Below are 17,012 nucleotides of genomic sequence, written 5' to 3'. Positions count from 1 at the left end.
CGAGACCGATGTCTTCGCTGTTGAAGCCTAGGCTAAGCGTTTTGGGTCGAAAGAATGTGGCGATAAAGAAAGCCGATAGAGGACAGCTATACAGCACGCTTCGGCTTTATCCTGAGATCAGGCTGCGTCGCGTTCAAACTGCAGCTTGGCCAGGCGCCCGTAAAGCGGGGAGCTTTCGAGCAGTTCCTGATGCGTCCCGACTGCTACCAGCTTGCCATCATCAATCACGGCAATCCGGTCTGCATGCAGAACCGTTGCCAAACGATGCGCAATCACAAGCGTGGTGCGCTCTTTCATGATGGTTTCAAGTGCCTTTTGAACAACCTGTTCACTTTCGGCATCCAGCGCACTGGTGGCTTCATCCAAAAGCAGGATGGCCGGATTGCGCAGGATCGCGCGCGCAATCGCAATACGTTGACGCTGACCGCCCGACAGGCGAACTCCCTTCTCACCCAGGAAGGTATTAAAGCCATCCGGCAACCGGTCAAGGAACTCGCTGGCATGCGCGGCGTCAGCAGCCGCACGCACATCGGCATCACTTGCCCCCGGACGGCCATAGCGGATGTTGTCCCATGCACTGGCAGCAAAGATCACCGGATCCTGTGCGACAAGCCCAATGCGTTCGCGTACTGCGACCGGATCGGCCGTCTTGATATCAACCTCGTCAACCTTGATCACACCGCTTGCCGGATCATAGAAGCGCAGCAACAACTGGAACACGGTGGTCTTGCCTGCCCCCGAAGGGCCAACAAGCGCAACCGTTTCCCCCGGCTTGACCGACAGGCTTAGGCCCTCAAGGGCAGAGCGGTCCGGGCGGGCAGGATAATGGAAGGTGACGTTTTCGAAACTGACATGGCCCTGATGGGGCACCGGCAACGCGACGGGGTTTTCCGGCGCCTTGATTTCAGGTTCAGTCGACAGCAACGCAACAAGGCGTTCCGCTGCACCGGCCGCGCGTTGTAAATCACCGATCACTTCACTGATGGCGCCAACGGAACCGGCAACCACCACCGCGTAGAAGACAAAGGCCGAAAGCTCCCCCGCCGAGATCGTGCCATCAAGCACATCATGACCACCAATCCACAGGATGGTGCCAACCGCACCAAACACCATGACGATAACGATCGCGGTCAGAAGGGCGCGGGCTGAAATACGCGCAACCGCTGTTCTGAAGGCCCCTTCGACATGGCCGCTAAAGCGTTGGCTTTCGATTTCTTCGTGGGTATAGGCCTGCACCGTGCGCAGCGCATTGAGGGTTTCTTCGGAAAAGGCGCTGACGTCGGCTACTCTGTCTTGCGACTCTCGTGACAAACGCCGCACGCGCCGACCATATCCGACAATCGGAATGACAACCAACGGCACAACCAGCAAGACAAGTGCTGTGAGCTTGGGACTGGTGATGGCCAACATCGTCAGGCCACCGACAAACATCAGGGCATTGCGAAGCGCGATCGAGACGCTTGAGCCAATGACGGCCTGAAGCAATGTGGTGTCGGTCGTCAGGCGCGAAAGGACTTCACCGGTTCTTGTGACTTCAAAGAAGGCTGAGTCCAGTCGGATGATATGGCGGTAGACGGCGGAGCGGATATCGGCAACCACACGTTCCCCGATCCAGGAGACCAGGAAGAAGCGCATGTAACTTGCGCCCGCCAGCAAGAGGGTTACTGCAAACAGAACGAACAATGCCCGATCCAGCAGCGAGCCATCACCTTCGGCAAAGCCTTCGTCAACCAGCATGCGCAGGCCATTGCCAAGCGCAAGTACGGTGCCAGATGCTGTCACCAGTGCGATCAGCGCGCCAAACAGCTGCAAACGGTATTTTGTGACGAACGGGACAATGGCACGGAGCGACGAGAGGTTCCGGCTGGTTTCACGATCGGTGAGTTTTGCAGAAGAAGTCGGTGTACGCGCCAAGGCACTTTATTCCGTATGCAGTGGTAACCACGCGGCCGATATAAAGAGATCAGCCAAGATCAAGCTTGTTCCCGGTTTTGACAGCAAGATCAGCCGAAAGCTGATCATGGAGCGTGGTCGAACCGCGGGTCGAGGTCCAGGTTTCGTTGTCTTCATCAAAGTCATAGTGGCTTGCCCCACTGACCGGCGAAGAAAGCCAGACCTGACGGTTCGGACCATGCTTGTTGATGATGAATTGTTCGCCCGAATCGAGTTCGATGGTCAGGATGCCGGACTGCAGATCAACATCAAGGTCATCGCCCAAGGCATCATCAATAACATCAGACAGCGTTTCGATGGTTTCGTCTGCAAGCTGATGGAAGCGGGTTTCCTCAAGGGCCACAGTCATATTCTCCGTCTATCATCGGGTTCCAATGCCCCGGTAAGGCGACAATCAATTGTTGGCGCACCATACTATATAAAGAGGCCTGTGCAAGTATGCATAAGCACGGGTGCGAGAAAAGCTTGAAACATGGGTCAACCACTGTTAAACGACCGCCTGATCGCTACTGCACTCCCCTCATTTGGCGTTAATCGGATAATTACCGGTTACAGGGGTTGCGCGAGCCGATTTTTTACACTATACACCGCGCTTCAAATTCCGGAGTGATAGGCGATGAAAAAAGATATCCATCCCGATTACCATGAGATCACCGTTCAGATGACTGACGGCAGCACCTTCACCACGCAGTCGACCTGGGGCAATCCGGGCGATGTGTTGAAGCTCGACATCGATCCGAAAAGCCACCCGGCTTGGACTGGTGTTCACCGTCTTCTGGACAGCGGCGGGCAGCTTGCTAAGTTCAAAAAGCGCTTCGCTGGTTTCAATATCGGCAACTAAGCAAAGAACACGCTTCTGTGTTCTGTGGGATCAGCGCCCGTCGCATCTTCTTGATGCCGCGGGCGTTTTTCTTTGTCTAAACCCTGAATTTGCATAGCTGCCGACGGTAAAAAGCTATGGTTGGAACAACTCTTGGCTGTTATTGAGCATATCTGATGGTGATTTCGGCATTTTTTTGCCATAATCCCATTCGTTAGGATAAGGCGGCACCGATTCTGCTGCCCTGTTCTGCTTGCACGCATGATCAGGCTCTTAGATGAATCAAGTGACAGTACGTAACCAGGTTAGCTATGAGGTCTATGTTAAAGACCGTTCAGGCCGGTGGCAGATCCACGGTCACTTTACTGGTGCGCAAAGAAAGCAGGCAGAAGAAGAAGCCAAACAGATCGAGCGCGCCAATCACGTGTCAGGCGTGAAAGTCATTCGCGAGGTTTACGACCACGCAACCAACAGCTCTGACGAGTATGTGATTTATGAGACGCGCGGCCAGGGCAGACTGGAAAACACCAACCCGCAGGCAAAACCAAAGCGATCAGCCCCGCCCAAAGCCGATGCCCAGCGTCCTGCCCCCGCCCCAATGATGCCAAAGGCAGATACATCTGCCGACAAACCCAACGATGCGGCACCTGCGAGCGAGAAGAAACCCGCAGCTGTTCGCCCGTCTGCATCGGTTGCAGAAAGCCAGACCCTTATTGGTCTTGGCCTTAAGATGATGGTCGCCTTCTGTGTTGCGATTGCGGTTGGCCTTGCCACCATGTTGCTTGCGGCCAAGGGGCTTGAATTCCTGCCGGGGATGGGGCTCAAGATCAGTCAGGGCTTTTATGACAAAGCCAACTTCCTGTCCTTCACCGTTGGTTTTTTGGCCAGCGTCGTACCGATGCTGATGGCGCTGACCAAAAAGTTCAAGGGACGTGCCCGCAGATCTTCGATGGCGTCTTTTCGTTCGCCAGGATCGAAAACGGCCCGCACCGGCAATCGCACGGGCAACACACAGGGATCTGGTTCGGATGTGCACCGCAAGTCAGCCGCAGAAATGGCGGCCGAAATGGCCCGTGAGGATGGCGACACGGACATAGAGGTCGCAGAAGACGCGCAGGACGACACACCGGCAGAGGCAGCACCGGAGCCGATTGACGATACGCCCGAAAAACCGTTGGTCGAAACACGCGAAATGCGGGCGACACGCGAACAGATGCGCGACTTCATCACCGGATCGATCGAAGCCATTCAGCGTAAAGTGACGTCGCTTGATGCCTATCACAAGTTTGGCGTTAACCTTTATGTCGCCGGGGCCTGTGATGCATGCAGTGAAAAACATGCCCTTGATCAAAAGGACGGGCGCGTCATTTTGCGGGATTGCATTTCGGCGATGGGCGCAAACAAAAGCATGGCCGAGACATTCTGCAAGAATGTCGACGACTATATTCTTGAGCCGAAATACAAGGATATGTATGGCGCGGGCCGCCAGTCGATGGACGCCTATATCAAAGATGAAAAGAGCATCACGTCATCGGTCGCCAAAGCAATCAATGACTGGAGCGACAAGCCCGCGGCTGGCCCACAAGGTGCCGGTGGCAAAAAGCTTCATGCCCTAATGTTTACCGACATAGTCAATTCCACGGCCAAGACCCAGGAACTGGGGGATCATGGCGCGCAGCAGATGGTGCATATTCATAACCAGATCGTGCGCACGGCCCTGATTAACAAATATGGCAAGGAAGTCAAACATATGGGCGACGGCATCATGGCCGTGTTCCCGTCCTCGGCGAGTTCGGTAGAAGCCGCCATTGAAATCCAGAAAAACATGGCATCCCACAATGCCAGCCAGGATCTGAAATTCCAGATCCGCATCGGCATCAATGCCGGTGAAGCCATTGCCGAGGAAAACGACCTGTTTGGCAGTGTGGTGCAGCTGGCCGCGCGTGTCTGTGCGCAAGCAGGCGGTGACGAAACATTGGTTTCAGAAAACGTAAAGAATACCTATAGCGGCAGTCGGGCAAGCTTTGTCTCGCAAGGCAAACGCCAGATGAAGGGCTTTGCCGACCCGATTGAGGTCTTCCAGGTTCAAGCCCGCAGCTGAGCTTTGCCCGCCCCCCCCTATATCCCGTGATCACCAGAATGCGCTATGCGCGGTTATCAACCAACCGCGCCGCAACCAGTCCTTGGCAAAAACGATGTTCGCGTAAGCTTGCAGTCTATTAGCCGTTGCAGCGCGCGGCGACCTGCAATTCCATACGGGCGGTACGCATATAAAGTGAATGGGCACGCCCCATCAGATCGAGAAGACCGGGCGAGAGGAAACCATATTCCTCGTGCGGATTGACCGTACAGACCCGAAGATCGACCATCAGATCATCAATATCGACAGCCTCTTCCCAAGGGATTTCCCCCTCTTCAACAGCGCGCACAGCAAGAAGCCACGCCATTGCCCGTATCAATCGCGTGGTCATGCGCATCTCTTCGACGCATTGTGCAACGGCTTCGCGACTGCCCTGTTTCTTGCTTTGGCCACGATGGGCGGAAAGGTAATTCCGTGCCTCTATCAGCAGTGTGAAGGCTTCATCGTAGGTACGCGAAAAATGAACAACCGAGAAATTGCTTTGATACGACGCCGCCTTTGACGTCGGGGGATGCTCGTGAGTCATCCTGAATATATTGGGAAGGTTTTGAGCGGCTTCAAGACGGGAATTGCGCAAATAGAAAGACCGCCCACTTTCGGGGCGGTCTCACCTCAACCTGCTAAACTTGCCGGACTTTTTTTTGGTTTTGTTTTTGTTGTGTGCGAACTTTAGCCAGCGCTTAAGAGGCGGTCAAGGCTATTCATGGCACAAATGTGACAATACGTATTAACCCGTACTTTTTTGCGGATTAATACGCACACGCAGATGCGTACTGCCTTAATTGGCAGGCCACTAAGTCGCTAAAAATCAATCACAAAGAAAAAGAACCGCCCCAAAAAAGGGCGGCTCAGTTTAACAGGGAGGCATCGAAACATCACGTTCGACAAGAGAGCCATCAGCTGACCCTCTATTCCACATATAAGACGGCAAGTTTAATTTTCAATTAACCGCAGGTTTAAAAAAAACCATCCTCACGTCTAGTAATCGAACATGCCGCGCCGAAGCATCCAGATGGGGTTTCAGCTCTTGAACAATGCTTCTGCCCCCTCGGTCACACCTTTGCGGTGTTCGAGCGTCTCATCCACATGTTTAATTTCACGCTCCAGCGCGGCGCGATAGTCTTTCAGACTGGTGACCGACATTCCTTCAAGATTGCGCGGCAAGCCAAATTCACCCGATTTGAGAACAGCAAACTCTTCTTCGTCCACAATCATCCTCCATTATTCCCTGTCAGGTCAGGGGCATTGAATTTCCTTCATGTCCTAGATAGGTATAAAACGCTATTTTCGCCAACGAGGTCCCGATGTCCAATCCAGAATTTCCCGAAAAGATGAAAGCCGTCGAGATCACGAAAGACACCGACACCCCTGCCCTTGTGCTTGGTGATGTCGCGGTGCCGGACTATGGCCCGGATGATGTGTTGGTGCGGGTTGCGGCAAGTGGGGTGAATAGACCGGACCTGATGCAGGTTGCTGGCATGTATCCGCCCCCGCCCGGTGCGTCAGAAATCCCGGGCCTTGAATTGTCCGGCGAAATTGTTGCCGTTGGATCAAACGTCACTGACTGGAAATCCGGGGATAAGGTTTGCGCACTGGTTACCGGCGGCGGCTACGCCCAATATGCCGCAGTACCAGCGGCGCAATGCCTTCCGGTGCCCAACGGCATGTCCATGACAGCCGCTGCCGGGGTACCCGAAACCTTTTTCACGGTCTGGCATAACGTCTTTGACAAAGCTGATCTGAAGGCGGGCGAGACATTTTTGGTGCATGGTGGCACATCGGGGATCGGCACCACTGCGATCCAGCTTGCCAAGGCATTTGGCGCCAGGGTGATTGCCACCGCCGGATCGGATGAAAAATGTCAGGCATGCCGTGACCTGGGGGCAGATGTCGCGATCAACTACAAGACCCAGGACTTTGTCGAAGAGGTCAAAGCCGCAACCGATGGCAAAGGCGCAGATGTTATTCTGGATATGGTCGCAGGCGACTATGTCAGCCGGAATTTCAAGGCAGCTGCCTTTGAAGCGCGCATTCTGATCATTGCCTTTTTGCGCGGACCCAAGGCGGAAACCAACTTTACCCCGCTGTTGCTCAAACGTCTGACACTGATGGGATCAACATTGCGTGCGCAGCCGGTCGCCAACAAAGGCGCAATTGCCAATTCGTTGCGCGAAAATGTCTGGCCGCTTTTGGAATCCGGTCAAGTTGCGCCCGTAATTTACAAGACCTTCCCGCTTGAACAGGCATCAGAGGCACATGCCACATTGAAGGGTGGCGCACACATCGGAAAAGTGATACTGGAAGTCGACTGATCGCGTATGGACGAAGGTCTGATAAGTTTTATCTGACCGATCCAAGGCAACATTGCTATGCTTGCGGTCCTGAAAGAAATATTCTTTTCAGAACGCCGCAACAGATTGTTGCATTTACCCGCACATTGATCGAAAAGAACGCAATGGCGGATCCGATGATGCGCAGCAACCCCCGCGGTTGACCTTGCTGCATTGCCGGACCACCTAAAGAGATTATATTCTGGGGCAGACATTCCCGCGCTTTTTGGGCCTTATACCCATCGCCGGTCTCCAGAGAGAAAGAAGGAAACAGGAGGAAATATGGCACAGCCCCTCATGCCCAAAGCAACCGCTGTATGGCTTATCGACAATACCGGCTTGTCGTTCCGGCAGATTGCTGCCTTTACCGAACTCCATGAGCTTGAAATTCAGGCCATCGCAGACGGCGACGTCGGCCAGGGTATCGTTGGCCTTGATCCGGTTGCCAATGGTCAGCTGACCAAAGAAGAAATCACGCGTTGCGAAAAAGACCCGCGCGAATTCCTGAAAATGGCGAAATCTGACCTGCCGCGCCCGCGCGCGCAGTCGAAGGGTGCACGCTATACCCCGGTTTCCAAACGTCAGGATCGCCCGAATGCGATTGCATGGCTTCTCAAACACCATCCGGAACTTTCCGATGCGCAGGTTTGCAAGCTGATCGGTACCACCAAGGACACCATTGGCAAGATCCGTGATCGTTCGCACTGGAACTCGGCCAACCTGACCCCGCGCAACCCGGTCACCATGGGCCTTTGTACCGAGCTTGACCTTGAAAAACAGGTCGTGATTGCACGTTCGAAGAACCCGGAAAAGATCGCCAAGGATGTCGAGCCGGATCCGCTGCCCGAAGAACTGCAGATCAATCCGGAACCGGATTATCCGGGCAAGAAAAAGGACGAGAAGAAAGACGAGCCGAAGACTTCCGATTACATGGAAGCGGCCGAAAACCTCTTCAAATCCTGATCGAACTTCAAAGGCCGCCCACCGGGCGGCCTTTTTCGTTGGGGTTTAAGCCCTGCTTGCGTAAGGTTTGTTTCACAGTAATGCAGCGAAACGGTAACGCAACCGACATGGTCGCGACATACCATTCGGCTGCTTTTCAAATGAACAACACCGAAGACACGTTTCCATGCAAAAACGCCCAACCGAACGCCAGGCAGGCATTGTCGAACTTGTCCGTGCGGATGGCTTTCGCACCATCGAACAACTTGCAGAACGCTTTGACGTCACCCCGCAAACCATCCGCCGCGACGTGAATGCGTTGTGTGATGAGGGCCTGCTACGCCGTCGCCACGGCGGTGTTGAACCAGCCCTTGAGCATGAAAACATCGCCTATCGGGCGCGCAAGGTTCTGAACGTCAATGACAAGCGCAAGATCGCGGCCCTGGTAGCGCGCGAAATTCCCAACGGGGCGTCACTGTTCTTTTCGATTGGTACCACCCCGGAACTTGTCGCCAATGCGCTGTTGCAACATCGCGATCTTCGGATTTTCACCAATAACCTGAATGTCGCCTATGTCGCGGCCACCAATGACAGCTTTGAGGTGACTCTGATTGGTGGGCGTCTGCGCAACCGTGACCGCGATGTTCTGGGGCCCGAGGTCGAGGCGTTCTTTAACAGCTACAAGGTTGATTACGGCATCTTTGGCGTTGGCGGGATTGATCCGGATGGCAGCCTTCTTGATTTCGATGAACAGGAAGTCCGCGCCCGATCCGCCATCCTGAAAAATGCCCGGAAATCCTATCTGGTTGCCGATCACACAAAGTTTGGCCGCAACGCCGTTGTCCGCGGCGGCTCCATCCGCGATGTCAGCGCGTTCTTCACCGATTGCCCGCCCCCGGATCATATTGCCGAAATGATCACGACGGCTGGTGTGGCGCTTCACGCGCCGGAGCCGGATGCGGATTTTCCAACCTTCTTCATTTCGGACGAAGACTGACCGGTTTACGGATCAGTTTTGCGCCTGTCAGCGGCTGCTTTCAGGCTATTGCAGACAGCCTGCAGCCCCGGGGTCAGAGTTTTGTCGCGACGCATGATCAGCGCCAGTTCGCGCACGAGTGGCGGTGACAACGGGCGGGTCTTGATGGGAAACTGGGTTCGATCTGGTCTTGCGCCCATTTCGGGCAGGATCGTCGCACCGATGCCTGCCCCGACAAGTTCCCTGATCGCTTCCACACTGCCGAGTTCCATAACCGAACGGCCATTAACCCCGGACTTGCGCAACCAATCATCGACCAATGTGCGCGTCAATCCTCCGCGTTCATAAAGCACCAATGGCATCGCTTCCAGATCGGCAGGGCGAATAACATCCCCGACATCGGCATCCGCGTGAAAGATTGCGACAAACGGATCGGTCATGATCGGCGTTACCGAAAGGCTCCGCCCACTGCATGGCATGGTCACAAGGCCGATATCGAGCTTGTTGTCCTCAATCGCACGAACGATGTCGCCAGCATTGCCAGTACGAACCATGATTTCGAGTTTTGGGAAGCTGCGTTGAAGCTTTTCCAGAATGGCGGGCAGGAAATAGATACAGGCTGTTGCCCCGGTTCCGATCCGCACGCGACCGGCTGCACCACTTGAAAATCCGGCCACGGCATCCTCGGCCGCGCGCACAGAGGCATCAATGTCGCTGATATGGGCCAAAAGGGCCAATCCCGCCGGTGTGGCCTCGGCACGTTTGCCAACGCGTTCAATCAATTTGACACCCATGCGGGTTTCAAGCTGACGCACCTGTTGACTGATGGCAGGCTGGCTGAGATTAAGCTTATTGGCAGCGGTCGAAAAACTTCCCAGTGCGACAACATCGGCAAAGGCATGAAGCTGATCAAGGTTAAGTGCACGCATACCAAACTTTTCCTTATGCTGTGCATAATTTATCAAAGCTAAACTTATGCTGTATTTGGGCGTAATGTCAGCTCAAACATCATCATGCCGGATAAAAAACATGCCTTCGAACACCGCAGCCCAAGACGTTGCCACAGCCCTGTTACCCAACATCACCATCCGCGATGCCACGCTTGATGACATCCCGGCCATCACGGCGATTTATCGCCACCATGTTCTACATGGCACGGCATCGTTTGAAGAAACGGCACCTGACGAGGCCGAAATTTCCAATCGGTTCGCCGCCATTCGCGATAAAGGCCTGCCCTATCTTGTTGCGATCCGCAGCAATACTATTGTTGGCTACTGTTACGCTGGCAACTATCGCCCGCGCACGGCCTATCGTCACACGGTCGAAAACTCGATTTATGTGGCCCATGACTGCGTCGGAAAAGGGGTTGGCAGCCTTCTGATGGCGGCTCTGATTAAACGGTGTGAAGGCGGCCCGTGGCGTCAAATGGTTGCCGCGATCGGGGACAGCGCGAACAAGGCGTCGATCAGCCTGCATCAACGCCATGGTTTTGAAATAGTCGGTACGTTTAAAAAGGTCGGCTACAAGTTTGATCGCTGGCTTGACTCGGTCCTGATGCAACGGCCACTTGGCGACGACAGCCCGATCATTCCCAAAACTTGATCCTTCAAAAAAAGCACCCGCTTTTGAAAGCAAAAGCGGGTGCAAGGATGCTCCATTAACATGGGAGCGGGAGTTTGCATCTGTGATGGACGGGTCTATCTATTTTGCATAACCGATTTCTTTGAGGACCTCGGCGATTTCGGGAAGGATTGCCGGGTCATCGATCGTTGCCGGGGTGTTATAGCTTTCACCATCGGCGATGGAACGCATGGTCTTGCGCAGGATCTTGCCCGATCGGGTCTTGGGCAGGCGTTCGACCACAGTTGCCTTCTTGAATGCCGCCACCGGACCAATCTGATCGCGGACCATGGCAACGACCTCGGCCAAGATCGCGTCGTGCGGGCGGGTGACCCCGGACTTCAACACGATAAAGCCCAGCGGCAATTGCCCCTTAAGATAATCATGCACACCAATGACTGCGCATTCGGCAACATCGGGATGGCTTGAAAGCACTTCTTCCATGCCCCCTGTCGACAGGCGGTGCCCGGCAACGTTGATGATGTCATCAGTGCGCGACATGACGTAGATGTAGCCATCTTCGTCAATAAAGCCGGCATCACCGGTGGCATAAAAGCCCGGGAATTCTTCAAGATAGGATGACTTGAAGCGGTCATCATTCTGCCAAAGAGTTGGAAGCGTCCCCGGTGGCAGCGGCAATTTGGCGGCAAGGGCACCAATCTGACCGCGTTCAAGCGGCTTTCCGGCCTCGTCCAGAACCTGTACATCCCACCCACAGGCTGCCACCGTCGGCGAGCCATATTTGATCGGAAGCAATTCAATCCCGCGCGGGTTGGCACAGATCGACCAACCGGTCTCGGTCTGCCACCAGTGGTCAATCACCGGAACGCCAAGGCTGTTTTCCGCCCATTGCAGGGTATCGGGATCAGAACGTTCACCGGCCAGATACAGCGCCTTTAGGCTGCCAAGGTCATAGTTGGCCATATGAGCGGCCTTGGGGTCATCGCGTTTGATCGCACGAAACGCAGTTGGTGCGGTAAACAGCACCTTGACCTTGTGTTGGGAAATTACCCGCCAGAACGCCCCGGCATCCGGCGTTCCGACCGGTTTTCCTTCATACATGACCGTCGTGCACCCGGCCAGAAGCGGCGCATAAACGATATAGGAATGGCCAACCACCCAGCCAACGTCAGACGCCGCCCAGTAAACGTCACCGGCATCGACATCATAGATGTTCTTCATCGACCAGTTGAGGGCCACCATATGCCCGCCATTGTCACGGACAACGCCCTTGGGCTGACCGGTCGTGCCGGACGTATAAAGGATATAAAGCGGATCGGTGGCATCAACCGGGACACAGTCAGACGGTGCGGCCTTGGCACATTCGACTTCCCAGTCGTAATCACGACCATCCATTAGCAACGCATCGCTTTGTGGCCGCTGGAACAGAATGACGCTTTCGGGTTTATGATCCGCCATGGCGATGGCTTTATCGAGCAGCGGTTTGTATTCAATGACGCGCGATCCTTCGATACCGCAGCTTGCGGTCAGGATCAGTTTTGGTTTGGCGTCATTGATACGGGTCGCCAGTTCGTTGGATGCAAAACCGCCGAAGACGACCGAATGGATCGCGCCGATCCGCGCACAGGCCAGCATCGCCATCGCGGCCTGCGGGATCATCGGCATATAGATGATCACCCGGTCGCCCTTGGTCACCCCGCGCGCATGCAGCGCCCCGGCGAGACGGGCAACATCGTCGCGCAGATGGGAATAGGTGAATGTCTGAACCGTGTTGGTGACCGGGCTGTCATAGATCAGAGCCGCCTGATCACCCCGGCCGTTTTCGATGTGACGATCAAGCGCATTATAGCAAGTATTGACCTTGCCACCGACAAACCAGCGGTAAAACGGCGCGTTACTGTCATCAAGAACGCGATCCCATTTCTTGTACCAGGAAATGTTTTCAGCAGCTTCTGCCCAAAAGCCTTCCTTGTCGGCGATCGAACGTTCGTAGATTTCCTGGTAGCGACCGGTCATTGGTGAAATACCCTCCCGCGGCGTTTGGTCTGGCGTCGAATTCGGACGCATGCGGAGCTATAAGCTCGTAAATCGGCATCATAATACCGATTTAATTTGCACATACCCCTTAGACATTGGTAGCGCCCTGTAATCCTTGGTTTCTGCGGATTACAATTACTCAAAACAGACACGCGATTGATCCCCTCAGTCAGGACATTCGTATCTGTTTGCAGCGATATGATGAATGTGGGAAGTTGCCCGTGATTTTGAAGTGCAGACATAAAGTTGCCGCCTCAAGCGTGGGCGTTAAGATGAGGCGGCAAAAGCAAGAGTTAGGAAATCTTTGAGGTCGTCAAACCGTTCGCATGGGGGATCGCGTGTTCTTGATCACGCGTTTGGCCATGCCACAACGGCTAATGGGTTATTCGGTTTATCTCGTCCTTGATTTCAAGCTTGCGGCGTTTAATGTCTGCAACAACGGAATCGTTGGGCGCCGGGCGGCGCGTCTCGAGGTGGAGTTCCTGCTCTAGTGCAGCATGTTTGGCAGTTAGAGCTTCGATATGGCTTTGAACGCTCATTCGCCTACTCCTTATATCTGACATTGCCCACAACAAGATGGTATTAATTTCGTAACATGATTTCCAGTGTTTCGATCAGAAACGTGAACAAGAACACAGCCCGGCAAGGATTGGCATGACGCAAAAAGATCGACTTATCATTGGCATAACCGGCGCATCGGGTGTGATTTACGGCATACGTTTTTTACAGTTGCTGAAAAACACGCCAATCGAGACTCATCTGGTTCTTTCCAAAGCAGCCGAGCGCACCATCGCCTATGAGACCGATTTTAAAATCCGCGAAATCAAGGAGATGGCTGACGTTGTCCATGACAATGCCGACATCGGTGCCTCGATCGCGTCGGGTTCCTTTCGCGCGCGCGGTATGATCATTGCCCCCTGCTCAATGAAGTCTCTGGCCGAGGTCGCAAGCGGAGTCGCAGATAATCTGATCGCGCGTGCCGCCGATGTGATCCTTAAGGAGCGTAAGCGTCTTGTCCTGATGGCGCGCGAAACACCGCTTCATGCCGGCCATATTCGCAATATGGCGCTGGCCACAGAAAACGGCGCAATCATTGCCCCGCCGGTCCCTGCATTCTATGCCCGGCCACAATCCCTTGATGAAATGGTGACACAAAGCTGCGGACGGATTCTTGATCTGTTTGAGATTGATCTGCCCGAAACCGCCCGCTGGGGCGATACCGAGGCCGCCAACCCAATCCCGGTCACCGGCAAACCCAAAACACGCGAATAGAATAACCGCGCGCTAGGCGATCCCCATCATCCGGGTCAGGTCGCCAAGCGCCTTGTCACAAGCCTGCTGATCCAACGCAAACCGGTTGGGGGACAAATAGGCGTGGGCGGCGGCCATCGGATCATCACTCGGCACGGTTTCAACCGCTTCGCACAGGATATGCTGTTCAATCCGTTCAGCCTGCAATTCGTCTGATTTGACCTTCTGGCGCAATTCCTGTGCACTGGCGCGCGGATCGTCGCGCAGGTGTCGTCGTGTCTGGCGCAGTGGCTTGATCACGTTTTCGCGCCAGTCGCGCACAGATGCCTCAAGTGCTGAAATGCTTAGTGGTGCCAATCCCTTCTGGCCCAGAAAGAACATGAAAAGCAGCATGTTCACATCAAGGTCACAGCGTTCCTGAAGATCAAGGCACAACTTGGCGACGCCATCGCGACCATACATCGCGACCGTAAAGGCCCAGACTTCTTCCTGATCCATTCCCAACCTGCTGTGTTTTTATTGGATATCAAACGGTTTTGGCCGTTCTGGCGACTTTCGGCGGATGCCCCATATAGGCGCCAAGCCCTTTGGCGGTCGAGACCATCGTGCCTTGGGTATCAACAAGCCGCGGGCCGACAATAACATCTTCCATCGCAACATCGACGACTTTGCGTTGCTGCCAGGCACAGACACGATCAAATTTCTTTTCTGCGATCAAATCCACCGCATGCACCCCAAAGGCCGAAGCAATCACACGGTCACGCGGTGACGGCGTGCCACCGCGCTGAACATGCCCCAACACCGTCACACGGGTTTCCCAGCCGGTGCGTGCGCCCAGCTCATCGGCAAGCCAATGGCCGATGCCGCCATAACGGACTTTCTGGCCATCATCGCCAAGGGTTACCGCCGATCCGTCATCACGTTTGACCGCCTCTGCAACGATCACCAGCGCATGGTTGCGGCCGCTTTTGCGGATGTTAAGGCAATGTTGGCTAAGCTCATCAAGGTCATAATCCATTTCCGGAATCAGGATGACATCAGCCCCGCCCGCAACCCCGGCAAACAGGGCAATATGCCCGGCATCACGGCCCATGACCTCAAGGATCATGATCCGTTCATGGGATGCCGCAGTTGGTTGCAACCGATCAAGGGCATCGGTTGCGACATTCACCGCCGTGGTAAAGCCAATGGAATATTCCGTCTGGGCAAGGTCGTTATCAACCGTCTTGGGGATACCCACCAGATTGATGCCGCCCATCTTGGCCAGACGATGCAGGATCGCCATGCTGCCATCGCCGCCAATGCCAATCAGCGCATCAAGACCAAGCTTGTGATAGCCTACAATGACTTCGCTTGATCGGTCGGCAAAGCTGCCATCAGGCATCGGATAATGGAACGGATCACCCTTGTTCACAGTGCCAAGGATCGTACCGCCAAGACGCAGCAAACCGTCACTATTGACCTGATCATTAAGGTCAATGGCCTGGGGCGGGTCCTGCATCAGGCCATGGGTTCCCTGACGAATACCGACAACATCCCAGCCATAGCCAAGAACCGCACGGCGGACCACCGCAAGAATAACCGCGTTCAATCCGGCGCAATCACCGCCACTGGTCAAAACTCCGATGCGCATTTGTTTCCTTCCCGATCGTGGCAAATTTGTTTTACAGGGTGGTACAAATCATATGGGTTGCCAACATGATATCTGGTATTATCACTGTCCCCTCGCATTGGTTATTAAGCTGGATCAAAAATGGACGAAATCAATCAGATCGAGATTGAAAAGAGACTTCTTTCGCTCCGCGAGGAACACCGTGATCTGGACGTCGCCATCGAACAAATGGTTCAGGCCCCCCATCATGATCAACTGCGTCTTGGCCGCATGAAAAAGCGCAAATTGGCCTTAAAGGACGAAATCCTTTATATCGAGTCGCAGCTGGTCCCAGACATTATCGCCTGATTTGCCACCGGCCACGTCAAAATCTGCCTGATGTAAAATGGGAAGTAATCAGATGCCCTGCGGAATGCGATCCAGCCGGGCCAGATACATTTCCTTGTGCGCACGCAGGGCCGCATCTGTCGCCTTCAGGGCCGAGGCCGGCGTATCACCGCTTTGCGCGTGATAAAGGCCGAATACCGGCACAACCGGGATCGGTTTACCCTTGTGGGTATAGGGATGTTGATCAAGCCATCTGGTAATGGCGTCAACGCGTTGCCAGACATCTTCCTCGTCAACATTGTACATCAGGGCGGCAAAGTCATTGCAGCCGAGATATCCCAGATGATGCGGCGCCATGATGAAATCGGCCATGATGCGTCGGACATAGTTAAACAGGCCGTCTTTGCAGTCCTGCCCGTGAAGTTGCAGGATATCGTCAAGATTGGCCAATTCGCACATCAACACCATGCGGCTTGTCCGGTCCGCGCCAACCAGTGACATTTCGTTTTCAAGGATCTGCATGAAGGCCGGCCGGCTGATCGCGCCGGTAAAGGGATCGCGGCCCTCGTTGCGGGCCAGATGGGCCTGGCGTTGCTTCAGTTCATTGAGATTTTCGGTCAAACCATTGATGCGCACCATCAGGCGACCAATCGCCTGTTCTACCGCAGGTGTAACCTGCTGGTCCGGAATACCCAGAACGTTTGCGATATCGGGGGTGTGATAGGGTGTCTTGTCGACCGGATCCGGTATGGCGTCGGTGTCGATATCAACCTGATGATCCTGATTTGGCGCACGACGACGGCCCGCATCCTTGCCATATGCAAGAATCCCGTAAGGGCTTGATGGATATCGTCCATCCCCGCCCCCCATAGAGGGTGTCATTGATCCTGGTCTTGTGACTTTCATGTCTGACCTTCGCGTGCTACCTGCACAGTTATATAAGGCAATGGTAAATAATAGATCAAAAACGCAATTAATTCACCAAGATTTTCAATCCTGAGTGACATTAACCGCGATCTGCCATTACTTAATGAATTTCTTAA

General features: G+C 54.5%; 18 protein-coding genes and 1 pseudogene. 8 read left to right on the top strand and 11 right to left on the bottom strand.

The window, feature by feature from the left end:
• Positions 1-117 precede the first annotated feature (117 nt).
• Positions 118-1,914, bottom strand: a complete 1,797-nt coding sequence (locus tag DY252_RS07420) for an ABC transporter transmembrane domain-containing protein (protein WP_064789292.1) — start codon at positions 1,912-1,914, stop codon at positions 118-120.
• A 49-nt stretch (positions 1,915-1,963) separates the two neighbouring features.
• Positions 1,964-2,302: an iron donor protein CyaY gene (gene cyaY / locus DY252_RS07415; RefSeq protein ID WP_063088989.1), complete on the bottom strand. Its 339-nt coding sequence runs from the start codon at positions 2,300-2,302 to the stop codon at positions 1,964-1,966.
• A gap of 267 nt (positions 2,303-2,569) precedes the next feature.
• On the opposite strand from cyaY, the gene rpmE reads away from it, so the two are divergent.
• On the top strand, positions 2,570-2,794 hold the full coding sequence (gene rpmE, locus DY252_RS07410; protein ID WP_008891651.1) for a 50S ribosomal protein L31: 225 nt from the start codon (positions 2,570-2,572) through the stop codon (positions 2,792-2,794).
• A 256-nt stretch (positions 2,795-3,050) separates the two neighbouring features.
• The gene (locus DY252_RS07405) at positions 3,051-4,874 is read left to right on the top strand and encodes an adenylate/guanylate cyclase domain-containing protein (protein WP_064789293.1); all 1,824 of its coding nucleotides are present in this window, start codon (positions 3,051-3,053) and stop codon (positions 4,872-4,874) included.
• 118 nt (positions 4,875-4,992) lie between these two features.
• On the opposite strand, the gene DY252_RS07400 is transcribed toward DY252_RS07405, so the two are convergent.
• Together DY252_RS07400 and DY252_RS07395 are read right to left on the bottom strand one after the other, a co-directional pair.
• Positions 4,993-5,439, bottom strand: coding sequence for a DUF1465 family protein (locus tag DY252_RS07400; RefSeq protein WP_064789294.1), 447 nt, complete (start codon positions 5,437-5,439; stop codon positions 4,993-4,995).
• A 494-nt stretch (positions 5,440-5,933) separates the two neighbouring features.
• Positions 5,934-6,128, bottom strand: coding sequence for a DUF1192 domain-containing protein (locus DY252_RS07395; RefSeq protein WP_064779454.1), 195 nt, complete (start codon positions 6,126-6,128; stop codon positions 5,934-5,936).
• Between the two features lie 89 nt (positions 6,129-6,217).
• Between DY252_RS07395 and DY252_RS07390 the strand changes: the two genes are divergently transcribed.
• From DY252_RS07390 to DY252_RS07380, 3 genes are all read left to right on the top strand, one after another.
• Positions 6,218-7,225: an NAD(P)H-quinone oxidoreductase gene (locus DY252_RS07390; RefSeq protein ID WP_231959736.1), complete on the top strand. Its 1,008-nt coding sequence runs from the start codon at positions 6,218-6,220 to the stop codon at positions 7,223-7,225.
• A 300-nt stretch (positions 7,226-7,525) separates the two neighbouring features.
• Positions 7,526-8,206 carry a DUF1013 domain-containing protein gene (locus tag DY252_RS07385; protein ID WP_064789295.1) on the top strand — a complete coding sequence of 227 codons (681 nt, stop codon included), beginning with the start codon at positions 7,526-7,528 and terminating at the stop codon, positions 8,204-8,206.
• A 166-nt stretch (positions 8,207-8,372) separates the two neighbouring features.
• A complete protein-coding gene (locus tag DY252_RS07380; protein ID WP_064789296.1) occupies positions 8,373-9,182 on the top strand; it encodes a DeoR/GlpR family DNA-binding transcription regulator in 810 nt (269 codons plus the stop codon).
• A gap of 5 nt (positions 9,183-9,187) precedes the next feature.
• On the opposite strand, the gene DY252_RS07375 is transcribed toward DY252_RS07380, so the two are convergent.
• Together DY252_RS07375 and DY252_RS22765 are read right to left on the bottom strand one after the other, a co-directional pair.
• Positions 9,188-9,838 (bottom strand): LysR family transcriptional regulator substrate-binding protein, encoded by a 651-nt coding sequence (locus DY252_RS07375; RefSeq protein ID WP_425451910.1) that lies wholly within the window; start codon positions 9,836-9,838, stop codon positions 9,188-9,190.
• Between the two features lie 72 nt (positions 9,839-9,910).
• Positions 9,911-10,090, bottom strand: a pseudogene (locus DY252_RS22765) (LysR family transcriptional regulator); the annotation flags it as partial.
• Between the two features lie 100 nt (positions 10,091-10,190).
• Between DY252_RS22765 and DY252_RS07370 the strand changes: the two are divergent.
• Entirely contained in the window at positions 10,191-10,763 is a 573-nt protein-coding gene (locus DY252_RS07370) for a GNAT family N-acetyltransferase (protein ID WP_064789298.1), read from the top strand.
• Positions 10,764-10,862: 99 nt separating this feature from the next.
• On the opposite strand, the gene DY252_RS07365 is transcribed toward DY252_RS07370, so the two are convergent.
• A complete protein-coding gene (locus DY252_RS07365; protein ID WP_064789299.1) occupies positions 10,863-12,758 on the bottom strand; it encodes a propionyl-CoA synthetase in 1,896 nt (631 codons plus the stop codon).
• A gap of 395 nt (positions 12,759-13,153) precedes the next feature.
• On the bottom strand, positions 13,154-13,318 hold the full coding sequence (locus tag DY252_RS07360) for a YdcH family protein (protein ID WP_008891661.1): 165 nt from the start codon (positions 13,316-13,318) through the stop codon (positions 13,154-13,156).
• A 115-nt stretch (positions 13,319-13,433) separates the two neighbouring features.
• Here DY252_RS07360 and DY252_RS07355 point away from each other — a divergent pair, with 115 nt between their 5' ends.
• The gene (locus DY252_RS07355; protein WP_064779464.1) at positions 13,434-14,051 is read left to right on the top strand and encodes a UbiX family flavin prenyltransferase; all 618 of its coding nucleotides are present in this window, start codon (positions 13,434-13,436) and stop codon (positions 14,049-14,051) included.
• 12 nt (positions 14,052-14,063) lie between these two features.
• Here DY252_RS07355 and DY252_RS07350 read toward each other — a convergent pair whose 3' ends face one another.
• Together DY252_RS07350 and DY252_RS07345 are read right to left on the bottom strand one after the other, a co-directional pair.
• Complete coding sequence (locus DY252_RS07350; protein ID WP_064789300.1) at positions 14,064-14,528, bottom strand: TIGR02444 family protein; 465 nt, start codon at positions 14,526-14,528, stop codon at positions 14,064-14,066.
• A 28-nt stretch (positions 14,529-14,556) separates the two neighbouring features.
• Positions 14,557-15,663: an ATP-dependent 6-phosphofructokinase gene (locus DY252_RS07345; RefSeq protein ID WP_064789301.1), complete on the bottom strand. Its 1,107-nt coding sequence runs from the start codon at positions 15,661-15,663 to the stop codon at positions 14,557-14,559.
• A 120-nt stretch (positions 15,664-15,783) separates the two neighbouring features.
• Here DY252_RS07345 and DY252_RS07340 point away from each other — a divergent pair, with 120 nt between their 5' ends.
• A complete protein-coding gene (locus tag DY252_RS07340; RefSeq protein ID WP_008891665.1) occupies positions 15,784-15,990 on the top strand; it encodes a YdcH family protein in 207 nt (68 codons plus the stop codon).
• 48 nt (positions 15,991-16,038) lie between these two features.
• Here DY252_RS07340 and DY252_RS07335 read toward each other — a convergent pair whose 3' ends face one another.
• Complete coding sequence (locus tag DY252_RS07335; RefSeq protein WP_040824468.1) at positions 16,039-16,851, bottom strand: GGDEF domain-containing protein; 813 nt, start codon at positions 16,849-16,851, stop codon at positions 16,039-16,041.
• Between the last annotated feature and the right edge of the window lie 161 nt (positions 16,852-17,012).

Source organism: Thalassospira indica, assembly GCF_003403095.1.
In the GTDB taxonomy this organism is placed as follows: domain Bacteria; phylum Pseudomonadota; class Alphaproteobacteria; order Rhodospirillales; family Thalassospiraceae; genus Thalassospira; species Thalassospira indica.
This window is presented reverse-complemented; position numbering and strand designations above follow the sequence as displayed.

What these genes read in the sequence shown, in the direction of transcription:
- DY252_RS07395 (WP_064779454.1), bottom strand. Translation starts at nt 6,128, where the DNA reads ATGATTGTGGACGAAGAAGAGTTTGCTGTTCTCAAATCGGGTGAATTT.
- DY252_RS07365 (WP_064789299.1), bottom strand. Translation starts at nt 12,758, where the DNA reads ATGACCGGTCGCTACCAGGAAATCTACGAACGTTCGATCGCCGACAAG.
- DY252_RS07350 (WP_064789300.1), bottom strand. Translation starts at nt 14,528, where the DNA reads ATGGATCAGGAAGAAGTCTGGGCCTTTACGGTCGCGATGTATGGTCGC.
- DY252_RS07340 (WP_008891665.1), top strand. Translation starts at nt 15,784, where the DNA reads ATGGACGAAATCAATCAGATCGAGATTGAAAAGAGACTTCTTTCGCTC.
- rpmE (WP_008891651.1), top strand. Translation starts at nt 2,570, where the DNA reads ATGAAAAAAGATATCCATCCCGATTACCATGAGATCACCGTTCAGATG.
- DY252_RS07405 (WP_064789293.1), top strand. Translation starts at nt 3,051, where the DNA reads ATGAATCAAGTGACAGTACGTAACCAGGTTAGCTATGAGGTCTATGTT.
- cyaY (WP_063088989.1), bottom strand. Translation starts at nt 2,302, where the DNA reads ATGACTGTGGCCCTTGAGGAAACCCGCTTCCATCAGCTTGCAGACGAA.
- DY252_RS07390 (WP_231959736.1), top strand. Translation starts at nt 6,218, where the DNA reads ATGTCCAATCCAGAATTTCCCGAAAAGATGAAAGCCGTCGAGATCACG.
- DY252_RS07380 (WP_064789296.1), top strand. Translation starts at nt 8,373, where the DNA reads ATGCAAAAACGCCCAACCGAACGCCAGGCAGGCATTGTCGAACTTGTC.
- DY252_RS07370 (WP_064789298.1), top strand. Translation starts at nt 10,191, where the DNA reads ATGCCTTCGAACACCGCAGCCCAAGACGTTGCCACAGCCCTGTTACCC.
- DY252_RS07385 (WP_064789295.1), top strand. Translation starts at nt 7,526, where the DNA reads ATGGCACAGCCCCTCATGCCCAAAGCAACCGCTGTATGGCTTATCGAC.
- DY252_RS07335 (WP_040824468.1), bottom strand. Translation starts at nt 16,851, where the DNA reads ATGACACCCTCTATGGGGGGCGGGGATGGACGATATCCATCAAGCCCT.
- DY252_RS07400 (WP_064789294.1), bottom strand. Translation starts at nt 5,439, where the DNA reads ATGACTCACGAGCATCCCCCGACGTCAAAGGCGGCGTCGTATCAAAGC.
- DY252_RS07360 (WP_008891661.1), bottom strand. Translation starts at nt 13,318, where the DNA reads ATGAGCGTTCAAAGCCATATCGAAGCTCTAACTGCCAAACATGCTGCA.
- DY252_RS07355 (WP_064779464.1), top strand. Translation starts at nt 13,434, where the DNA reads ATGACGCAAAAAGATCGACTTATCATTGGCATAACCGGCGCATCGGGT.
- DY252_RS07345 (WP_064789301.1), bottom strand. Translation starts at nt 15,663, where the DNA reads ATGCGCATCGGAGTTTTGACCAGTGGCGGTGATTGCGCCGGATTGAAC.